The sequence below is a fragment of the Enterobacter cloacae complex sp. IR5458 genome (genome assembly GCF_049238025.1).
Lineage (GTDB): Bacteria > Pseudomonadota > Gammaproteobacteria > Enterobacterales > Enterobacteriaceae > Enterobacter > Enterobacter kobei.
Genome location: NZ_JBMKIF010000008.1, coordinates 76,212 through 95,938, shown reverse-complemented (window position 1 = coordinate 95,938; position 19,727 = coordinate 76,212). Strand labels below are relative to the sequence as shown.

General features: G+C 51.1%; 18 protein-coding genes. 4 read left to right on the top strand and 14 right to left on the bottom strand.

Annotated features, from left to right (window positions below; all coding sequences use genetic code 11):
* Window position 1: 1 nt before the first annotated feature.
* The 7 genes from coaD to rfaQ all read right to left on the bottom strand — a co-directional run bounded on the left by coaD (window position 2) and on the right by rfaQ (window position 6,893).
* Complete coding sequence (gene coaD / locus ACOTYN_RS09015; RefSeq protein ID WP_014881986.1) at window positions 2–481, bottom strand: pantetheine-phosphate adenylyltransferase; 480 nt, start codon at window positions 479–481, stop codon at window positions 2–4.
* Between the two features lie 3 nt (window positions 482–484).
* A complete protein-coding gene (locus ACOTYN_RS09010) occupies window positions 485–1,255 on the bottom strand; it encodes a glycosyltransferase family 2 protein (protein WP_332957327.1) in 771 nt (256 codons plus the stop codon).
* Window positions 1,255–2,529 carry a lipid IV(A) 3-deoxy-D-manno-octulosonic acid transferase gene (gene waaA / locus ACOTYN_RS09005; RefSeq protein WP_014881988.1) on the bottom strand — a complete coding sequence of 425 codons (1,275 nt, stop codon included), beginning with the start codon at window positions 2,527–2,529 and terminating at the stop codon, window positions 1,255–1,257. Before waaA ends, ACOTYN_RS09010 begins: the two co-directional genes overlap by 1 nt.
* Before the next feature lie 65 nt (window positions 2,530–2,594).
* Window positions 2,595–3,584 carry a glycosyltransferase gene (locus ACOTYN_RS09000; protein WP_058690588.1) on the bottom strand — a complete coding sequence of 330 codons (990 nt, stop codon included), beginning with the start codon at window positions 3,582–3,584 and terminating at the stop codon, window positions 2,595–2,597.
* 11 nt (window positions 3,585–3,595) lie between these two features.
* Window positions 3,596–4,696 carry a glycosyltransferase gene (locus ACOTYN_RS08995; RefSeq protein WP_071922732.1) on the bottom strand — a complete coding sequence of 367 codons (1,101 nt, stop codon included), beginning with the start codon at window positions 4,694–4,696 and terminating at the stop codon, window positions 3,596–3,598.
* A gap of 2 nt (window positions 4,697–4,698) precedes the next feature.
* A complete protein-coding gene (locus ACOTYN_RS08990; RefSeq protein ID WP_071922731.1) occupies window positions 4,699–5,826 on the bottom strand; it encodes a glycosyltransferase family 4 protein in 1,128 nt (375 codons plus the stop codon).
* Window positions 5,823–6,893 (bottom strand): putative lipopolysaccharide heptosyltransferase III, encoded by a 1,071-nt coding sequence (gene rfaQ / locus ACOTYN_RS08985; RefSeq protein ID WP_071922730.1) that lies wholly within the window; start codon window positions 6,891–6,893, stop codon window positions 5,823–5,825. The genes ACOTYN_RS08990 and rfaQ overlap by 4 nt, the downstream gene beginning before the upstream one ends.
* Before the next feature lie 150 nt (window positions 6,894–7,043).
* Between rfaQ and ACOTYN_RS08980 the strand changes: the two genes are divergently transcribed.
* Window positions 7,044–8,000 carry a polysaccharide deacetylase family protein gene (locus ACOTYN_RS08980; RefSeq protein ID WP_014881993.1) on the top strand — a complete coding sequence of 319 codons (957 nt, stop codon included), beginning with the start codon at window positions 7,044–7,046 and terminating at the stop codon, window positions 7,998–8,000.
* A gap of 24 nt (window positions 8,001–8,024) precedes the next feature.
* Here ACOTYN_RS08980 and ACOTYN_RS08975 read toward each other — a convergent pair whose 3' ends face one another.
* From ACOTYN_RS08975 to rfaD, 6 genes are read right to left on the bottom strand one after another with little or no spacing between them, the layout of a single operon-like run.
* The gene (locus ACOTYN_RS08975; protein ID WP_071922729.1) at window positions 8,025–9,239 is read right to left on the bottom strand and encodes an O-antigen ligase family protein; all 1,215 of its coding nucleotides are present in this window, start codon (window positions 9,237–9,239) and stop codon (window positions 8,025–8,027) included.
* Window positions 9,227–10,135, bottom strand: a complete 909-nt coding sequence (locus tag ACOTYN_RS08970; protein WP_071922728.1) for a glycosyltransferase family 2 protein — start codon at window positions 10,133–10,135, stop codon at window positions 9,227–9,229. Before ACOTYN_RS08970 ends, ACOTYN_RS08975 begins: the two co-directional genes overlap by 13 nt.
* Window positions 10,136–10,140: 5 nt before the next feature.
* Window positions 10,141–11,250, bottom strand: coding sequence for a glycosyltransferase family 9 protein (locus tag ACOTYN_RS08965; protein ID WP_023331727.1), 1,110 nt, complete (start codon window positions 11,248–11,250; stop codon window positions 10,141–10,143).
* Window positions 11,251–11,253: 3 nt separating this feature from the next.
* Window positions 11,254–12,237 (bottom strand): lipopolysaccharide heptosyltransferase RfaC, encoded by a 984-nt coding sequence (rfaC, locus tag ACOTYN_RS08960; RefSeq protein WP_023336550.1) that lies wholly within the window; start codon window positions 12,235–12,237, stop codon window positions 11,254–11,256.
* A 3-nt stretch (window positions 12,238–12,240) separates the two neighbouring features.
* Window positions 12,241–13,287, bottom strand: coding sequence for an ADP-heptose--LPS heptosyltransferase RfaF (gene rfaF / locus ACOTYN_RS08955; RefSeq protein ID WP_014881998.1), 1,047 nt, complete (start codon window positions 13,285–13,287; stop codon window positions 12,241–12,243).
* A gap of 2 nt (window positions 13,288–13,289) precedes the next feature.
* Window positions 13,290–14,222: an ADP-glyceromanno-heptose 6-epimerase gene (gene rfaD / locus ACOTYN_RS08950; RefSeq protein ID WP_014881999.1), complete on the bottom strand. Its 933-nt coding sequence runs from the start codon at window positions 14,220–14,222 to the stop codon at window positions 13,290–13,292.
* Between the two features lie 215 nt (window positions 14,223–14,437).
* Between rfaD and kbl the strand changes: the two genes are divergently transcribed.
* The 3 genes from kbl to ACOTYN_RS08935 all read left to right on the top strand — a co-directional run bounded on the left by kbl (window position 14,438) and on the right by ACOTYN_RS08935 (window position 18,414).
* The gene (gene kbl, locus ACOTYN_RS08945; protein ID WP_048996487.1) at window positions 14,438–15,634 is read left to right on the top strand and encodes a glycine C-acetyltransferase; all 1,197 of its coding nucleotides are present in this window, start codon (window positions 14,438–14,440) and stop codon (window positions 15,632–15,634) included.
* A 9-nt stretch (window positions 15,635–15,643) separates the two neighbouring features.
* A complete protein-coding gene (tdh, locus tag ACOTYN_RS08940) occupies window positions 15,644–16,669 on the top strand; it encodes an L-threonine 3-dehydrogenase (protein WP_047026793.1) in 1,026 nt (341 codons plus the stop codon).
* 164 nt (window positions 16,670–16,833) lie between these two features.
* Window positions 16,834–18,414, top strand: coding sequence for a phosphoethanolamine transferase (locus tag ACOTYN_RS08935; RefSeq protein WP_071922727.1), 1,581 nt, complete (start codon window positions 16,834–16,836; stop codon window positions 18,412–18,414).
* 69 nt (window positions 18,415–18,483) lie between these two features.
* Here ACOTYN_RS08935 and ACOTYN_RS08930 read toward each other — a convergent pair whose 3' ends face one another.
* Window positions 18,484–19,584: a glycosyltransferase family 9 protein gene (locus ACOTYN_RS08930; RefSeq protein WP_071922749.1), complete on the bottom strand. Its 1,101-nt coding sequence runs from the start codon at window positions 19,582–19,584 to the stop codon at window positions 18,484–18,486.
* Window positions 19,585–19,727: the final 143 nt, after the last annotated feature.

Sequence of the window (19,727 nt, the reverse complement as noted above, 5' to 3'; positions counted from 1 at the left end):
GCTACTTTAGCTTTTCTAGCAACGCCTGGTGGACGTTTACTGGCAGGAAGTGGGTAACGTCCCCATGATGGCGAGCCACCTCTTTTACCAGCGTGGACGAGATAAACGACCACTCTTTGGACGGCATCAGGAATACGCTTTCCAGTTCCGGCATCAGGTGGCGGTTCATGTGCGCCAGCTGCATCTCATACTCGAAGTCTGCCACCGCGCGTAACCCGCGAATCAGGATGTTTGCCTGCTGGGCACGGGCGAAGTTTGCCATCAGGTCGCTGAAGCCCACTACCTCTACATTCGGCAGGTGTGCAATCGCATCGCGGGCAAGCGCAACACGCTCGTCGAGGTCAAACATGGGTTTCTTGCTGGGACTGGCGGCAATCGCCAGAATCACCGTGTCGAACATGCACGCCGCACGGGTGATGATATCAAGATGACCGTTGGTGATCGGATCGAAGGTACCCGGATAAATCGCTTTTGTGCTCATGGCTCACGTTTTCTCTGAGTAGCCGCGGCAGAGCGCCCACAGCTCGGTGTATTTGTTGAAAGTATACTGGGCATTCACCACCGCCAGTAACCAGCCCTGCTTACCGTCCAGCACCCCGCCACGCAGCAGCAACGTTTTCAGAAACGCGCCCAGCGTGTGGGTGAAGATGCCGGTCAGCGTGGCCTTCTTGCCGCGCTGGTGGCGTTCCTGCGCCCACGCGGTGGCATAGCTGAGCTGTTTACGCTGGAAGCTGGCGAAATCGCGGCAGGTCAGGTGTAGCAAATCGCCCGTCAGGGGGATCTGCCGGGCGCTGTCGCAGACCAGTGACTCGTGGACCAGGTTGTCGTTGTACTGATAGCGCTCGCGCTCATAGAGGCGCATTACGCGGTCTGGATACCAGCCGCTGTGGCGCATAAAACGGCCCAGGAAATAGTTACGACGGGCAATGCTGTAGACCGCTTCGGGCTGCGGCGCGGCAAGCACGGTCTGAATGGCTTGCTGGAGTTCCGGGGTGACACGCTCGTCGGTGTCGATCATCAACACGTAATCACCGGTAGCATACTTTTGCGCGCGCTGGCGCTGGATGCCATAGCCTTGCCAGTCCGTATTGATAAAGACCTTTGCACCCGCTGCGCGGGCAACGTCCACCGTGTTGTCCGTGCTGCCGGAGTCAAGGACGACGATTTCGTGAGCCCAGGCGATCGAAGCCAGGCAGTCCGGAAGCAGGTCGGCGGCGTTTTTGGCGATCATCACGACCGACAGACGCGTTGACATTAGTGGCTCCGCTGAGGCAGATAAGGTTGCAGAAGCTGCAGAAGACGGGTGAGTGCGCCCTGGTTCTGATGCAGCACTTCGACGGCATGGCGACCGTACCACAGACGATAATCTTCGTCCGTCAGAAGGGTCGACACCTCTTTGACGACGGAGTCCGCGTCGGTCACGGTAATTAAACCATCGGCCTGCTGCAATTTGGCGCAGATATCTTTGAAGTTAAACGTGTGCGGACCCATCAGCACCGGAATGGCGTGCGCAGCTGGCTCGAGCGGGTTATGGCCGCCGCGTTCCACCAGGCTGCCGCCGACAAAGGCGAGGTCGGCAATGCCGTACAGCAACATCAGCTCGCCCATGGTATCGCCAATCACCACCTGGGTGCTGCCGGAAGGGATCTCACCGCTGCTGCGCAAGGTGAAGCTGAAGCCGCCTTTCTGCACCATTTCACGGGCATCTTTAAAACGCTCCGGATGGCGGGGAACGAGGATCAGCAGTAAATCAGGGAATTTTTCCAGCAGCTTGCGGTGCGCCTGCAGGATGATCTCTTCTTCGCCATCATGGGTACTGGTTGCAATCCAGACCTGACGACGCGGGGCCCACTGGCGACGCAGCGTGATCGCGCGGGCGGCGAGTTCAGGGGTAACAGAAATATCAAATTTCAGGCTGCCCGTTACCGCAAGCTGGTTGCGTTTCAGGCCCAGCGCGATAAAGCGTGCGGCATCTTCTTCATTCTGCGCGGCAATCAGGGTGATTTTGCTCAGGAGACGGCGCATAAATTTACCCAGCTTGCCGTAGCCTTTCGCTGAGCGCTCTGACAGGCGCGCGTTGGCAATCACCAGTGGAATTTTACGGGCATGCAGGGCGGAAATCATGTTCGGCCACAGTTCAGTTTCCATCACGATCACCAGTTTCGGGCGAACGGTATTCAGGAAACGATTCATGGCGCAGGGCAGATCGTAAGGGAGGTAGACGTGATGAACGTCTTTGCCAAAGGCGGATAACGCGCGCTCTGAGCCGGTTGGCGTCATCGTCGTGACGGTGATGGGCAGCGACGGGTAGCGGTGACGCAGGGCGCGAACCAGCGGGATCGCTGCCAGCGTTTCACCAACAGAAACGGAATGCAGCAGAATACCGTCCGGGGCGACTTTATTGCGGCAAAAGCCATAGCGCTCAGCCCAGCGTTTACGATACGCAGGCGCTTTACGGCTACGAAGCAACAGTCTCAGCCACACCAGTGGCTGAATGATGTAGAGCAGGGCGGTATACAACAATTCCAAGCGATTATCCGTTTTTTAGTTTCGGCCGGGAAATTCTAAGCATTTAAGCGTGCTAAAGCTATCTCTTATGCCAGATACCGTTTTAAACGGAAGTAGCGTCGACCCAGACGCCAGCGCAAACGCGGACTTTTAGCACTTTTCCAGATAAGCTTCCAGATCCCGGTATCAAAGAACTCTTTGATAATCATGGTCTTCTTCGCCTCATCCTTCATGTTGTCGAAGGTGTGAATGATCCCCAGCCCCTCTTTGGCGATTTGCCAGTGGCAAGCCGGGATATTTTTCACTTTATCCGGGTAACGCTGGTTAATGGCGTCAAGCATCTGCAGGATTTTCATGTAATGACGGGCGGAGCGAATCAGCGTGTCGTCATTATCCGGAGTATGCGATACCGAAGCAGAGTGAATGTAGTAGTCATAAAAGCGTTCGCTGGTGTACTGAACGCGTTCCGCGGCAAGCAGCACTTCGGTCGTCCACGGAATATCCTGATGGCGAAGGCCGGGTTCAAAATGGAAACTGTGTTTACGAATAAAGTCGTGGCGATAGATGTTTAACCAGGTGACGTGCAGGAACTTTCGTGAATCCAGCGCCTTCTTTAACCACGCCGGGCCAGTCATGACATCCGTCGAGGCGAGTTTATCTTCAGGGAAAATAGGGCGAGAGGGTTTCTTGTTGTTTTCCCAGACGTAGTTCCCATTGCAGGTCGCGACATCCAAATCCTGCGTGACGGCCATATCCAGAAGACGATGGTACATGCCCGGCTTGAAGACATCATCAATATCCGGGAAAGAGAGATACTGACCCGTTGCTACGGCCAGGCCGGTATTACGCGCGATGGATACGCCCTGATTTTGCTGTTCAATCACCTGCAACTGCGGCAGTTTTTCACGCCAGCTTTCGACGATCTGCATCGAACGGTCAGTAGAGCCGTCATTGACAATAATGACTTCCATGCTGTCGATGCGTTGATTCACAAGGCAGGTAAAGAACTGATCCAGAAAAGCTTCACCGTTATATACGGCAACCACCACGCTTAATAATGGCGCTGAATTTTGCATAAGAAACCTGATTATTTTTGATTGTCTACCAAAGCAATATATTGCCGGCAAATGGCATTGATGCCGAACGACGCAATGGTTGCACCGCCAACGACCGGCGGGGAGGTATAAATATCGACCAGCGTTTTTGCCAGTGATTCGTCGTTTAACTCTGACAGCCCGCGCGCCAGGTCTCCCGTGAGGATTTCAGCGGGGCCTCCTGGACAATTTGTACTGACCGGCGGGGTCTGGCAGATAATGGATTCGACCAGCACATTACCAAAACCTTCGCAGTCAGAACTTAACACTAAGAGCCGCGCCCCTTTTATCCAGGGGTAGGGGTTGGCGTCGAATGGGCGGAAAACCGTTTTGTTTTCAATGCCCAAATCTCTGGCAAGCTGCTGTAATTTATGGATTTTGGCGTCGGATCCATTGCCCATCATGACCAGTGTAGTGTCAAGTTGACTCAGTGCGAACGCACGTAAAAGCCGATCGTGACGTTTGTGCTCATGGAAGCGGCCAACATGAATGATGTAATCCTTCCCTTGCATTTCAAAGGGGGCATCAGCCAGACGCTGAATTTCAGGGATATCAAACGGGTTATGGATTACCGCTTTGCGTCGAAGAGTGAGCGCCAGCGTTTCTGAAAGATCTTTCAACACGGCGCCTGAAACAGCGACAACATTACGATTTTCGTAGGTATGACGAATTTTAAGATGCTTAAACCAGCGAGAAAGCCCGCGGCGATGGCGCAAATAGGAGAACGAGAACATGCCATGCACGCAAAACCAGACTTTATCGCGTTCCAGCGCACGGCAGTGTGCAACAATGCGGTCGGTTTTGTGCAAATGAGAGAACACAACGTCAAATTTTCCGCTGCGTTCAGCCCGCTCAATAGCCCGATCCAGCAGATGGGCGCGGCGTGGGATCTCCGTCAGCTTTCGCCACGGTTTTTTGCAGGTATCCTGAACAACCTGATAATCAATGCCTTCCGGGATGGCGTAATCGCACACTTTCCGCAGGGAGAAGAGAGAGACCTGATGTCCCATTTCTATCAATCCACTGGAAAGTGTAAGAACCGTTTTTTCAGCTCCCCCACCGGGTAAACCATCAATAATCATTAGGATGCGCATTTTTAATCCAGTAATTTTTGATAAAGCGAAATAAGCTGACTTGACAGTTTTTCGGGGGTGGCGTCTTTCACACGTTCCCGTGCCGCGCGTCCCATATTGTTATTTTTTTCCAGAGAAGGAATGGCGGATATCGCTTCCTTCAATGTCTTGATATCAAGGGCGTCGCAATAAAATCCGTTCTGGCCTTGCTGAATAAATTCAGCGCCTCCGCAACTCTCTGAAGTAATGACGGGTAGACCGCAGGCCATTGCTTCAAGAATGACGTTAGGAAAGGGATCATACAGCGTTGGCAACAGTAAACCATCGGATAGCTGATAAAAAGGAAGCGTTTCTTTTTGCATCCCCAGGAAACGGATTTGCCCTTCGCAGCCGAGTGAACGGGCAAGATCGCGATAACGACGTTCTGCTTTATCCTGTCCAACCACAATCAGCCATGCCGCTGTTCCAGCGATAGCCCGTATGGCGCTGGCCAGGCCTTTTCGTTCGAACCCGGAGCCGACAAAACAGAACACTACGGCATCGGCTGGCAAACCAAATTGCTGACGCAACGCGGCACGTTGTACCTCCTGAGCCGGAACGAAGCGGCTGGAATCAATAGAATTATAAATTACATGTATTTTTTTTGCGTCAATATCAAAATCTTCGACAATTTCGCGTTTGATCATCTCCGCATTACAGATAACCGCTTTGAGTTCCGGTGCCTGGTACATCTCTCGTTCGGCATGCATCACATAGCGGTGATAGCGATCGACCATCAGCATCTTTGCACGCCAGGCGGGTAGAATGCGTGCACGCTGCAGTAGCCAGCGGCGGTGGACGCCATCGCCTGCGCGGTAGATGTCACAGCCCGGAATTCGCTCGTGGCTTTGCACAATATCAAACTGTTGTTGTTGCCACAGTTCACGTGCGGCATGAGCAAAACCACGCTCGCGGCTGATGCGGCCCCACTTTCGCGGATCGCAAATGTGGATATGCCAGTCGTCCTGCTTTTCTCCCTGCCATTCACGGGTGATGACATTCAGCTCAAGATTTTGGTTGCTTAACGCGGTGAGCGCGCGGGAGACGAACCGTTCCGCTCCGCCATCAGGACGATATTTTTGGCGCACAATCGCCAGACGATGGTGTTTCATGACAGATATCTCTTTGCAGCAGAGACGACAGCATCCACGGGAATGGCGTCGAGATAGCGCTCTTTAGTGTTGGTATCAATGGCGTCCGGATCGGGGAGCGGGCCGTAGTCGCCGGCCCAGATAACGTCGCCGTTGACCTGCCATGGAGACCAAAACGTCAGTTTGGAAGGGCCAAAGAGTGCCACGCAGGGCGTCTGCAGCGCGGCGGCCATATGCATCGGAACCGAATCAACCCCAATGAACAGGCAGGCATGATCGATCAGCGCTGCAAGCTGGCGCAGCGTTAATTGACCGGCCAGCGAGACGACGCCGATCTTCGGGGACGCGGCGAGAATGCGATCGATCATCGCCATCTCTTTTTTATCCGGCCCAGCCGTGAGTACGACGGTATGCCCGTCTTGCTGCAGCGCTGTAATCGTTTGCGCCATTTTGTCTTCATCCCAGCATTTGAAGAACCAGCGGGATGTTGGCTGAATCACGATATAGTTATCACCCACACCCTTTTTCTCCAGCTGTTGACGGGCGAAGTGCCAGTCATCTGCGCTGTAGGCCATGGTGACGGCGGGCTGCGCCGCGACCTGTAATGGAGACAGAATGGAGAGGTTTTGCTCGACGGTGTGCAGAGACTGGTGATTTGCAACGGAGACTAAATCGCTGTGACAAAAACGCCAGAATGCATTGTTGCGTTTGTTAAAGGCAAATCCGAGACGAACCGGCGCGCCGGTGAAGCGGGTGACAATAGCGCTACGCCACTGATCGGCAAGGTTAATCACCAGATGATAATGTTGTTTCCTTAACGCACACAGCAACTGCCACTCTTTCTGTAGATGCTTGAGTGTGCCCAGGTGCTTCCATTTACGATCGATTCCATAAATGGTGCCAATTGCCGGATGCGCGGCGAGCATGTCGCGCGTTTCTTCATACAACAGCACATCAATTTGCGCGTGTGGCCAGTGTTGACGTAATGAATCAATGACGGGGGTGGTCAATAACATATCGCCATGATGGCGGAGTTTGATCAGTAAAATGCGCAAATCAGGCGTGTCAGGTAAGTTATTCATCATCATCTTATCGGCGTTAGACTGTTGGCAATTCTAATAGACCTGATAGCGACTTGCACTCTTTCTCCATAATCTCAGGAATTTCCCAGCAAGGGTTTACTGATGGTTTGGAGAGTGCGTAACATAGCGCTAACTTCCCTGTCTTGCGGACTCATTATGAAAAAACCCGCGTTTATCATCACGATTGATACTGAGGGCGATAATCTCTGGCAGAACCACCGCGTCATTAAAACGGAAAACGCGCGCTATCTGGCCCGGTTCCAGACGCTGTGTGAACGTTTCGGCTTTAAGCCCGTGTGGCTGACAAACTATGAGATGGCGATCGAGCCCGTTTTCATCGACTTCGCCAGGGACGTGATCGCTCGCGGCCAGGGGGAGGTGGGCATGCACCTCCACGCATGGAATAGCCCGCCTGAGCACGATCTCACGGGTGATGACTGGCGCTGGCAGCCTTATTTGATTGAATTTTCAGACGAGGTGATGCGCGAGAAAGTGCTGTTCATGACCCGCCTGCTGGAAGAGACGTTCCAGACCAAAATGTTAAGCCACCGCGCCGGGCGCTGGGCGTTTGATAGCCGTTATGCCAGGTTACTGATTGAGCTGGGGTATCAGGTTGATTGCTCGGTGACGCCGCGGGTGAACTGGCGCAATGCGAAGGGGGCTCCGCAAGGCCATGGTGGGACGGATTACCAACATTTTCCGGACCGTGCCTACTTTATTGACGTTAACGATATTTCCCGGGCGGGCACGAGCCCTTTACTCGAAGTGCCAATGAGCATTCAGTATAAACATCCTGCTTGGCTGAACACGATCAAACAGGGTTACGATCGTCTTCGTGGTAAATACCGCTCACCTTCTGTGAACTGGTTACGTCCGACAGGTGGTAATGCGTCACAGATGATTGAGGTTGCGCAGCAATGCCTTTCTCAGGGAAATGATTACGTCGAGTTTATGCTCCATTCGTCGGAATTTATGCCCGGGGGCAGTCCTACGTTTAAGGACGAGGCGGCGATCGAGGGGTTATACGAGGATCTGGAAGCGCTGTTTAGCTGGTTATCCGACAAGACGGTGGGGATGACGCTGGCGGAGTTTTATCAACACAAGAAAAAATAATGCCCGCATGGCGGGCATTATCACTTACTGGCGCTGTCTGGTTTGTGAAAAGAGTGTACTCAGCGCAAACACGGTGACAAAGAAGATGAGCGCCTCTGAGCTCAACAAAATGACGTCCGTCAGACCATAGAGCAATAAAAGAAGCATGGTCGTCAGCAGCAGACCATTTTTATTTTTAAGTGCGTACACGATCATCGAGATATAGAAAAAGAATAATATTACCAGCCCAGGGATCCCCTGAAGAGAGTATTTTTCAATGAACTCGTTGTGCAAATGTACCCTGATGAATTCGAGTGCTGCGGCGAGGTGTGGATGCCCATTTTTCACATATTGCTGTGTCCAGACTTCACGGTCCTCGACTGACTGTCCCAAAGGATGGGCAAGTCCATTTTGAATACCCACATTCCACATAGAAAAACGTGCGCCGAGTGAGGTGGCATCATATCCTTTTTGATAACGTTCTATTTCAGATTGTGTTTGTTGTATCTTAGGCAGAATTAACGGCTTGTAACTTACAACCACTATACCTGCCACAATACATAAGAAAATTAGCGTTGATTTCAAATGGATTCTTCTGAAGTGGTAGAGTGTGAGTACAATCGCCAGGAGCAAATATAATCCCATTGCGGCGCGCGTAGCCGTCAAAAGAATGACGAAATAAGATATCAAGATGGTGAGTCCTGCGGCCACATACAGCTTTCTATTTTTCTGAAGATAAAGACTGTATACAAACGCCAGTGACAGTACGGAGTAAACATAGGCCGTCACGGTCGCTCTATTTATTGCCATTTCGATACGTCCCATACCCTGAGACGCTTGCCATAAACCATAGCCAGTGGCAAGGACAAACCCTGCACCAGAGGCATACAAGAAATATTTCTGAAAAGCTTTTTTATCAATATAAGATTTGAACCGATCAAGATAGAAAACGAGAATACTCGCCAAAATCAATTTCTTGCTGGCGCCAAGGTAATCGCTATAAGCGTTCAAGCCTTCGTTATGGTATTCATAGGTCATATACCAGATAAGATTGAGCAACCCAATCAGCATAATGGGCAGTGCAATGGAAAAGGGGCGCAGGGTGATTCTTTTATATTCGAACGCCAGGCCGATAATGCTGGCATAAACCGCAATATAGAAGAATTCACGCTGTTTCCCTGAGCTCAGTAACGCCAGCGCAAGCGAAATGAGGCTCAAAATAAGCGTCAGTTGATAGAGCCGCAGTTTTACTTTTTCCATAATGCCTCAATAACCCTTTTTTTGTAGCTGAAACGAACATCGCTGGAGAAGAAAAAAGAGAACGAATAAAGTGCTTTTACTCGTTGCATAACCAATTTGAGTTGCACGTCGGTCAGATGTTGCCGGTGGTTGCTGTAAATATCAAACCAGTGGCAATTGATGAGATGCCTGAATGATTGCGGGAATATCTTTTCCATCTGTAATGTGCATTCTACAAGCGTAGCGATTTTACTGGTGTCAAGACGGCTCGATAAACTATCGTTACGTTTGATGTAATAATAGTGTCCCTTCCGCTGGAAGACTATTTTACTCGATTGCATCAGCATGCCGGGAAACACGGCGAAATCTTCATAACAGACCATTGAAGGGATCGGGTTGTTTTCGTACAGCTTCCGATGAACGAATTGCCCGATGAGGTGCGCCTGAAAGTCTTTATGCTGAAGGAAACGCGTTATTGCCTGGTGTTGTGATAAAGCAACGGGAGAGAACCCCTGCCAGTCAGCGGTGATTTTTTGCGTATCGCGTATTTCCAGCAGGCGCGTCAGGAGCATATCAGGCCGCTGTGCTTGCAGAAATGCCACGGCGTCCCGGATGCTGCCCGGTTTCAATCGGTCATCGCTATCCAGCATGGTAATGTACTCACCTGACGCCAGAGAGAGTGCGCTGTTTCGAACATGACCGACGTTACGGTACTCAACGTATCGGGATTGCGCATTCGGAAGCTTTGGCAACCACGTCTCAATAATATCCTGTGTGGAATCATTGGAACTGTCATTAAAGATAATGATTTCTACATCATCGCCCGCATTATCAATCGCGTTTTGCAGGCTTTGTAGCGTTGCGTCAAGCGTGTCCTGGGCGTTATGTGCGGCAATAATGATGCTTAGAAAAGCCATAACAATTAGTTTCCCTGGGCATCAACGGTATATGCGGCCGCGTTAGCCGTTGGTAACGCGCAAATGAAATGTCTAATGTTGTCCAGCGATTCATCTGTTACAGAGAAGAGTTCTTCCCGACTTTGTGAGAAGTAATAGCGAGTCTCAAAAACATACGAGCAAATATTGTCATCATTCCCAACCAACAGTACGTTGCCAAGCGGACGCTGTTCATAGTGGCAACAGGGTCCAAACAGTAAGATTACCGGCACGTCCACCGCGTCGGCAACGTAGACATTTCCTGAGTCGGACGCGATATAACAATCCATTTTTGAAATGGCCCACGGGAGTTCTTCAAGCGAAATTTTGCCAATCAAATTGATGAAATTGGGCAATTCGCCATACGCGCGGGTGATATCATCCATCCACGATTGTTCGTTCGGGGCGCCAAACACATAAAACTCGCAGGGCAGGTCGGCGAGATGATCGGCAATCCGCTTCCAGATGCCCGGCGGGACGGTTTTCGCTTTATTTCCTGCGGCAATACTGATGCCAATGCGGATCACGCCGGGTTTATCAAGGATTGCCGGATATGTCGCGGGTTTAAAAAGTGGTCTGGTGGCGTGCTTTGGTGAGTCTTTCCAGGTCAGCGTGCGGTCGGCAAGCTTGAGATAGTTCGTCACCGACAATGTCTTTTTGCCGTGTTCAACGGTACCGTCTGCCGTTGCATAGAAAATTCCGTGATACCACCTGCGTGTGTATGTGCTTAAGAACTGTTTGTTTTTGGCGTTACAAACGGAGGCAAAAAAAAGATTTACGCTGTTAGGCTGCAGAAGATACACATTGTCATAGCGGTTCATGATCCGGCAGGCAAAGCAGAGCTTTCGCCACAGGTTACGCTTATGCTGTTCGATGAAAAAAATCTCGTCGATCGTCTCATCATGCTTCGCCAGTGCACCTACGCTGCGACTAATAAGTACGTCGCTTTTTTGCAGGTATGCCAGAAGGGGCGTTGCATTAACAAAATCGCCGATTTTTGCTGTCTGAATAACCAGGTTTTTACCTGTGTCTTTGCGAAACAGCTTTCGGATGAGTTTCACCGGAAAGAGTAAAATCAGCAGAAATACATAACTCATGGGTTAAATATCCCTGTCAGAAAGCCGATGGCTGCCCTGTAAAAATGAAAAAATAGCATCTGCGCTAATATCCTTCGTGTGTTGCGTTGGGCTGACCATCTGGTGCTGGTTTTTACCGTAGCCCCCAATCAGACCCGGATCGGTCGGGCCGAATATCGTAATATTCGGGCGATCCAGCGCTGCGGTTAAATGGCTTAATCCTGTATCCACGGAAACGACGGCATTCGCCCCCGCCAGTTCTGCGGCCACCTGCGCCAGCGTGAGTCTTGGCAATACCTCAACGTGCGAAAAACCGGAGGCCAGACGTTCTGCACGCTGTCGCTCATGTTCAGCGCCCCAGGGCAGTTTAATATGGATCCCGGTAGGTTGCATTAGTTCAATCAGTCTTCGCCAGTGCGTTTCCGGCCAGTGTTTATCGTCGCGCGTTGTGGCATGGAGGAAGACAAGATAAGGCTGAGTACAGGGGTCTGTATTGCGCAAAAAGTGCTGCGCAATGGCGTAGTCGCCCTGGGATTCCGGTTTTACATAGCCAAGACTCTTTGCAAACAGTTCACGGGTACGCTCCACCGCGTGCTGTTGTTTTGCAATACGGTGGCGACGGTTATAGAACAGGCTCGCCAGCGGCTCGCGGGCGGAGTGCCAGTCCATGCCGTGCTTTACGCCGTGTGCCAGACGCGTCACCAGCGCGGCGCTTTTCACCAGCCCCTGCGCGTCGATGATCGCGTCGTAACGCTGCGCCTGAACCGCTTCGCGGAAGGCGGTGCGCTCGGCTTTAATCGGTGTGGAGAACCATGCTTTGCGCCAGCGGCGAATGGCCACCGGGATCACGCGGTCTACAGCTTCATGCCAGGTAGGGATCTGTGCGAAGCCTTCTTCCACCACCCAGTCAAAACGGATGCCAGGAATGGCCTGCATCGCGTCCGTCAGCGCAGGCAGCGTATGCAGAACATCACCCATAGAGGAGGTTTTAACGATCAATACCCGCATCGGTTACCCTTCTTCGCTCAACAGCAGTTCGTTGAGTTCTTCGAGAACACGCTGCGGCGTGATGTCGATCAGGCTCTGGTGATAGCCTTCTGCGGCATCACCTTTGCGCACCTTGTGGTAGCCGGTAATCAGGCGAATGACGCGCGCTTTATGCGACAGCGGCGGCGTGAAGTCCGGGCTGCTTGGACCATACAGCGCGACCAGCGGGCGGTCCAGCGCGGCAGCGACGTGCATCAGGCCGGAATCATTGGTCACCACGGCTTTACAGGCGGCGATCAGAATAACAGCTTGTTCGAGCTGCGTTTCCCCGGCCAGGTTTCGGCACCAGGCCTGCTGCTCTGTGCTGAGCGTGGCGAGAATTTCATTGCCTGCTTCGTGGTCTTTTGCCGAGCCAAACAGCACAATCTGATAGCCTTCGTCGATCAGCTGTTTTGCCAGCTCCGCATAGTGATAGTGCGGCCAGCGTTTTGCCGGACCGAACTCCGCACCAGGGCAGAAGCCAATCATCGGGCGTTCAGACGAAAGGCCAAACGCGTTGCAGGTCTGGGATTTCTCGCCGTCATTAACCTGAAGCTGCGGCCAGAGCAGCGGCTGCGGCAGATCTTTCGCACTGCGCATCACGCCTTTGTCGTAGGCCAGCGCCACGTAGCGCTCCACCATTAGCGGCCAGGCCTCTTTGTCCAGCACCCGCGCGTCGTTCAGCAGGCCGTAGCGCATTTCACCGCGCCAGCCGGTACGGTGCGGAATACCCGCAAAGAAGGGCACTAAGGCAGATTTGAAAGAGTTCGGCAGGACATACGCGCGATCGTAGCGCTTCTCGCGCAGGCTATGGCCGAGCTTGCGGCGTTCGCCGATTTCCAGCGCACCGTGGCCGAGCGGCATCGGGATCGCCTCGTTCACTTCCGGCATACGCGATAACAGCGGACGGCACCACGCGGGTGCCATCACGTCGATTATCGCCTGGGGATAGCGCGCCTTGAGCGTGCGATAGAGACTTTGCGACATCATCATGTCGCCCACCCATGACGGGCCGATCACCAGAATTCTCATACTTACGCGTCGCGGTTCAGCCAGGCCATATATTCCGTTACGCCTTCGGCAACGGTCTTGAACGGCTTGTCGTAGCCAGCTTTACGCAGGTTAGTCAGGTCTGCCTGGGTGAACGCCTGGTAGCGGCCTTTCAGCTTATCCGGGAACGGAATGTACTCAATACTGCCTTTTTTGTGGTACGCCAGCGTCGCGTCTGCCACCGCCTGGAAGGATTCCGCGCGGCCAGTCCCCAGGTTGAAGATGCCGGACACACCGTTTTCCCAGAACCACAGGTTAACTGCAGCCACATCGCCCACGTAGACGAAGTCGCGCTTAAAGCCGTCGCTGCCTTCGAACAGTTTCGGGCTTTCGCCATTATTCAGCTGGGTATTCAGGTGGAATGCCACGCTCGCCATGCTGCCTTTGTGCCCTTCGCGCGGCCCGTAGACGTTGAAGTAACGGAAGCCGACAATCTGGGAGTTCGCTTCTGGCAGAATCTGACGCACGTATTCGTCGAACAGGAATTTGGAGTAACCGTAGACGTTCAGCGGTTGCTCGTATTCGCGGGATTCGATGAAGTCTGAGGTACGCCCGCCGTAGGTGGCAGCAGAAGAGGCGTACAGGAACGGAATTTCACGCTCCAGGCAGTAGTGGAGGATCTCTTTGGAGTACTGATAGTTGTTGTCCATCATGTACTTGCCGTCCCACTCGGTGGTGGATGAGCACGCACCTTCGTGGAAAATGGCTTCAATCTCGCCAAACTCTTCACCTGCCATAATCTGGATAAGGAAGTCTTCTTTATCCATGTAATCAGCGATGTTCAGATCCACCAGGTTAACGAACTTGGTGCCATCTTTCAGGTTGTCCACCACCAGGATGTCGGTGATGCCTTTGTCATTGAGAGCCTTAACAATATTGCTGCCGATAAAGCCTGCGCCGCCGGTAACGATGATCATAACGGTAACCTTTGAAGTGTGGAGTCCGGGGACAATCCCGAACGCTAATGTTTCTATCATATCATCACAATGCCCTGTCTTCAGCCATTCACCGATATGCGGTAGGGGTACACGTGATTTATGCTGCAAAAACGACAAGAGATACTGCGTCATCTCGTCATGAACTATAGGTTTGGGTAATATGTCCCGAAATTTGCCGAGTCTGGAGAATTGCAATGCGTGGTGATTTTTACAAACAGTTAAACAGCGACCTCGACACCGCACGTGCGGAAGGGTTGTTCAAGGAAGAGCGTATTATCACGTCTGCTCAGCAGGCGGACATCACCGTTGCCGACGGCAGCCACGTGATCAACTTTTGTGCGAACAACTACTTAGGTCTTGCGAATCACCCTGAGCTGATTGCCGCAGCGAAAAACGGCATGGATACTCACGGTTTCGGTATGGCCTCCGTACGCTTTATTTGCGGTACCCAGGACAGCCACAAGCAGCTTGAGCAAAAGCTGGCGAGCTTCCTTGGAATGGAAGACGCGATTCTCTACTCCTCCTGCTTCGACGCCAACGGCGGTCTGTTTGAGACCCTGCTTGGCGCAGAAGATGCGATTATCTCCGACGCCCTGAACCACGCCTCCATCATCGACGGCGTACGCCTGTGTAAAGCGAAGCGTTTCCGCTACGCTAACAACGACATGGTTGAACTGGAAGCGCGCCTGAAAGAGGCCCGTGAAGCGGGTGCTCGCCACGTGCTGATCGCCACCGACGGCGTGTTCTCCATGGACGGTGTGATCGCTAACCTGAAAGGTGTCTGTGACCTGGCGGATAAATACGACGCGCTGGTCATGGTCGATGACTCTCACGCGGTCGGTTTTGTGGGCGAAAATGGCCGCGGTTCCCACGAATATTGTGACGTGATGGGCCGCGTGGATATCATCACCGGTACGTTGGGCAAAGCGCTCGGCGGCGCGTCCGGTGGTTATACCGCCGCGCGTAAAGAGGTGGTTGAATGGCTGCGTCAGCGCTCCCGCCCGTATCTGTTCTCCAACTCCCTGGCGCCGGCCATTGTTGCCGCCTCCATCAAGGTACTGGAGATGGTGGAGTCCGGCGCTGAGCTGCGCGATCGCCTGTGGTCGAACGCCCGTCTGTTCCGTGAAAAAATGAGCGCCGCAGGTTTCACCCTGGCCGGTGCCGACCACGCGATTATCCCGGTGATGCTGGGTGATGCGGTCGTGGCGCAGCAATTTGCTCGTGAACTGCAGAAAGAAGGGATTTACGTCACCGGGTTCTTCTTCCCGGTGGTACCAAAAGGCCAGGCGCGTATCCGCACCCAGATGTCTGCGGCGCATTCGCCTGAACAAATTGAACGTGCGGTGGAAGCCTTTACCCGCATCGGCAAACAGCTGGGCGTAATTGCCTGAGGACGTGTGATGAAAGCGTTATCCAAACTGAAAGCGGAAGAAGGGATTTGGATGACCGACGTGCCGGAGCCGGAAGTCGGTCATAACGATCTGCTGATCAAAATTCGTAAAACCGCCATCTGCGGTACTGACGTTCACATCTACAACTGGGATCAGTGGTCACAGAAAACCATTCCGGTCCCGATGGTTGTCGGTCACGAATATGTGGGTGAAGTGGTTGGCATTGGTCAGGAAGTCAAAGGCTTCCAGATTGGCGACCGCGTCTCCGGTGAAGGCCATATCACCTGCGGCCACTGCCGCAACTGCCGCGGCGGGCGTACGCACCTGTGCCGTAATACCATTGGCGTGGGCGTAAACCGCCCGGGCTGCTTCGCGGAATACCTGGTGATCCCGGCGTTTAACGCGTTCAAAATCCCGGACAATATCTCTGACGATCTGGCCTCCATCTTTGACCCGTTCGGTAACGCGGTACACACGGCACTCTCCTTCGACCTGGTGGGTGAGGATGTGCTGGTGTCTGGCGCGGGCCCCATTGGCATTATGGCGGCAGCCGTGGCGAAGCATGTGGGTGCGCGTAACGTGGTGATCACCGACGTGAACGAATACCGTCTGTCGCTGGCGCGTAAAATGGGCGTCACCCGCGCGGTGGATGTTTCCAAAGAGAGTCTGACCGACGTGATGGAAGAGCTGGGCATGACCGAAGGCTTTGACGTAGGTCTGGAGATGTCCGGTGCGCCACCGGCGTTCCGCACCATGCTCGACACCATGAATCACGGTGGCCGTATCGCGATGCTGGGTATTCCGCCATCAGATATGTCTATCGACTGGAACAAGGTCATCTTCAAGGGACTGTTCATCAAAGGCATTTATGGCCGTGAAATGTTCGAAACCTGGTACAAGATGGCGGCATTAATTCAGTCTGGTCTGGATCTGTCCCCGATTATTACTCACCGCTTCTCAGTTGATGAGTTCCAGAAAGGCTTTGACGCGATGCGTTCAGGTCAGTCTGGAAAAGTGATCCTGAGCTGGGATTAAACCCGTTTGCTGGCACCCTATGAACGGGTGCCAGTGCTTTTTTTGGTAGCTTGATTTTTTCAGAATTTTCTTGTTTAATTTCAATTAAATACCACTCTTTGTTTTCCTGTCATCTGTTAATGATAATTACGCCAGGAAGATGCTGTCAGGCTCGTTAAAATATTATGTCCACACACTTTTCGCTGAGGTTGGTTGATACAGCTTCACGTTTCACCTCTTTTTTAAATCTAGCAATATCCCTTTTTATATTTATTGCAGTAAATATATTACATGCCAGATATAATTTAGTAATTAACAGGGCGCTTTTTTTCTTGCTGATGTTATTAATGCTGAAGTGTATAAGTAATAAATTTATAAGAAATATGCTGGCGATTGTGCTACTTATTCCAGTTGCGGCAGATATTTCTCTCCAGTTATTTGCATGGAGAAATTTTGATTCTGCATTTAGTTATGGGTTTGCAATGAGTATAATTCATTCAGCACCGGATGAAGCAATTTCAATGCTCAACTTGTACTGGCGCGAATGCATTATCTTTATCACATTGTCTGCTTTTTTTATTTATACCGCCAATACGGGTACATGGCCTGTTGCACCGCGTTTTCGTCGCTGGCCTGCTATTGCCCTTAGCGTTACGTTGTTGGCTTTCTATGGTCAGGCTTTACAGCATCAGCTCAGGAAAAGTAGTGTCGAAAGTCTGGCACAGCGTGTGGTTCAGGCGACACCAGTCAGTACGGCAAAAGTTTTTATGCAGGCTATCGAAGATAACGCGGTCATTGCTAATATCGGTAATAACATTCCTGATTACAAACTCACGCTTACGGATACAGGTATTGATAACTATGTGCTGGTGATCGGTGAGTCTGAGCGAGCGGTGAATATGGGTATTTATGGTTATCAACGAGATACTACGCCGGAGCTGGAAAAGCAAAAATCGCAACTTTTACTGTTTCGTAATGCTGTAGCACCAGCGCCGGTCACGATAATGGCCGTACCGTTGGCCATGACCGCTGATAAAGTGAATATCCGAGATCCGCGAAAGTATAGTGATAATGTTATAAATATTGCCAACAAAGCGGGTTATGAAACTTATTGGTTTAGCCGTCAGGGAAAAGGTGGGGCGCATAATAACGTTATCACCGGGATTGCCATGAATTCGAAACAACATGAATGGATCGACGGAGGTTACGATGAAGATCTGCTGCCTTTGCTGCAGAATGCCCTAAAAGCTCCAGGCAAAAAAGTGATCGTCTTGCATTTATATGGCAGTCATGAACCATCGTGTGTACGTTTTCCGGCAAACCAGGCGGTGTTGCATGGGGGTAGTGAGGCCGATGACTGTTATGATAACTCGGTACGATATACAGATACTTTGATGGGTAAGATGTTTAGTATGCTGGACAATTCGCGTTCATCTGTCATGTATTTCTCCGATCATGGTTTGATTCGTAATCCGCAGCGTGCTGTAGTTTACTCCCACGGCAATGTGAATCCTCCCCGAGAGGCCCTGCATATCCCTGTGTTTATCTGGTATGGGCATCAGGTTAAAAAAGATAAGCAATACACCGGAGAGTATAATACTACCTGGTCTGCTGATGATGTTAATACCCTTGCTGAACTGTGGCTGGGGATCCATCGTCAGGAGCAACCTTTCCAGTCGTTACCATCCTGGCTTGACGGTTACGATAAGAATGTCTCAGTACTGGATACAACAGGCAAGACCTATTACTGGAGCAATATACATTAACACGAACACGTTCTTTATTTACTCAAAGAACGAGAATACAAAGCAATAAAAAGGGGCTGAGCCCCCTTGTTATTGCTTAGCAGGCTTATCGTAGGCAAGTTTACTCAGTACTTTTGACGAAATATCATCAATGTTAATTTTGTTTTGGCGCTTATCAAAAATTAGCTGCTCTGAGTTTTTACCAATAGGCGCGAAAATAGTATTGCCCTCAAAGTTTTTATTGTGATCTAGTAGCATTGAAAAATATATGGCAATAAGTTTTTTATCGAACGCACAGGCTATATGAACGATGGCTGTATCAACCGAGACCACCAAATCAGCTTTTTTGATCAGCGTGATGGCATCCCAAAGTGATTTAAAGCGACAAATAGTGATTTTCTCATTATCAAAGGCAAGATCTGCCAGCTTTTTACCCTCACCAATGATAAAGACTTGAGTATCCGGGCACTGAACAATCCCATTAGCCAGTTTTTCCAGTTGAGGTTGTGAAAGACTCCGTTCCGCGACGCTCGCGAACGGGTTAAGCACAACGATCTTCTTCCCTGCATGAGGTTGTAGATAATTTTCAATAAAATCATCATGTTCTGGCAGGAGAGGTAGGGAGTAGTTAAGAGATGCTGGCTTAACGTTCAATGCGTTAAGTATTTTCTTTTGGGGATGGACGATGTGGAACTCAGGGCTAACGGGTAACATTAAGTTATAAGGTTTATCCAGCCAACCACCAAACCCGATCGCATATTTATAATGAATTTTAGCCAAAATTTGGATGTTAAATAATTCCTTCCTTTTCATCCATGAATAATGGCTTATGACCAGGTCTGTCTCAATATCTTTCATTGCACTGATATTATTGATATCAACAACATAAACTTCATCAATGTCTGTCATCTTCTCAAAGAGATCGCGATTTCTCTCTTCAACAATGACTTGAAGCTGATACCCTGCATCTTTCAGGTTACGCCATGTTCCTGTGTGACATACCGCATCGCCAATTCCGAGATCAACGAAAGGGAAAAGAATTCTCTTAACGCTGGAAACATCAATTTTTTCTTGTCGCTTATCGTGTAACTGTCGCGATAATGAAAGCAACGTTAACCGTCTTTTTAACTCTTTAGTTTTATAGTTTCGCTGCCTGTTAATTTCCTTTAGATAACCAATTATTTTTTTCATAACCACGCCAAACCAGATTAAGCATTTTTCTGTGGGTAGTATAATCTTAACGCCAACGAAAAGGAATGACTGAAGGAATAGCATGTCGGGGTGAGTTTTTTATCTTGATTAACATAGGGTTAAGGATTTATGTCGCTTTGTGA